Raw genomic sequence first — 973 nt, 5'->3', positions numbered from 1 at the left:
ATAAAAAACTAAGTAAATATGGAGGAGGAAGAGGGATTCGAACCCCCGCGCGGTTTAACCCGCCTGTCGGTTTTCAAGACCGATCCCTTCAGCCAGACTTGGGTATTCCTCCGTAAAAAACAATATGGTAGCGGCGGAGGGGATCGAACCCCCGACCTTACGGGTATGAACCGTACGCTCTAGCCAGCTGAGCTACACCGCCATAAACAATTATTAATCTTCGACTGGTCGGGAAGACAGGATTCGAACCTGCGACCCCTTGGTCCCAAACCAAGTGCTCTACCAAGCTGAGCTACTTCCCGTAATAAGCGCGCCCGAAAGGAGTCGAACCCATAACCTTCTGATCCGTAGTCAGACGCTCTATCCAATTGAGCTACGGGCGCAAAATATTGACAATTATTTTTACTTTTGTAAAAAAATCATGGTGGAGGATGACGGGATCGAACCGCCGACCCTCTGCTTGTAAGGCAGATGCTCTCCCAGCTGAGCTAATCCTCCAAATTTATGAAAGTTATTACCGCTGTCTCGAAAAAACTTTGGTGACCCCTACGGGATTCGAACCCGTGTTACCGCCGTGAAAGGGCGGTGTCTTAACCGCTTGACCAAGGGGCCAAAAACTAAAATTGGCAAAATAATAGCCCCAAAGGGGCAAAGCCTGGCAACGTCCTACTCTCACAGGGGCAAAGCCCCAACTACCATCGGCGCTGAGAAGCTTAACTTCCGTGTTCGGTATGGGAACGGGTGTGACCTTCTCGCCATAATTGCCAGACTTATTTATTTGAGAGATCGTTCTCTCAAAACTAGATAATGTAGAAGAAATTCGTAAAAACCAATCAATCACTTATTACTTGTCCAGCTACGGCTCCTAACTTCTCGGCCGTTTCGATCCGTCTCTACAAATCCAAGAACAGGATTTGTAGTGCGCGGCTCGTAAGCGTCTGTCGAAGTTGAACAGTCGCCTCCGCTTTTCGTT

Annotated in this window: 6 tRNA genes and 1 rRNA gene; all 7 read right to left on the bottom strand. The window is 48.5% G+C overall.

From position 1 onward, the window contains the following. Positions 1-19 precede the first annotated feature (19 nt). Positions 20-112: transfer RNA gene (locus AAHB15_RS29925), tRNA-Ser, on the bottom strand. A 13-nt stretch (positions 113-125) separates the two neighbouring features. Further along, positions 126-202, bottom strand: a tRNA-Met gene (locus AAHB15_RS29920). Between the two features lie 23 nt (positions 203-225). Then, positions 226-302, bottom strand: a tRNA-Pro gene (locus AAHB15_RS29915). A gap of 7 nt (positions 303-309) precedes the next feature. Beyond that, a tRNA-Arg gene (locus AAHB15_RS29910) sits at positions 310-383 on the bottom strand. 39 nt (positions 384-422) lie between these two features. Beyond that, positions 423-498 (bottom strand) — tRNA-Val (locus tag AAHB15_RS29905). A gap of 39 nt (positions 499-537) precedes the next feature. Further along, positions 538-612: transfer RNA gene (locus AAHB15_RS29900), tRNA-Glu, on the bottom strand. Between the two features lie 41 nt (positions 613-653). Next, positions 654-769 (bottom strand): 5S ribosomal RNA (gene rrf, locus AAHB15_RS29895). Positions 770-973 lie beyond the last annotated feature (204 nt).

Origin of the sequence: Bacillus sp. OTU2372, assembly GCF_038440275.1 — a bacterium.
Taxonomy (GTDB): Bacteria; Bacillota; Bacilli; order Bacillales; family Cytobacillaceae; genus Neobacillus; species Neobacillus bataviensis_B.
This window is presented reverse-complemented; position numbering and strand designations above follow the sequence as displayed.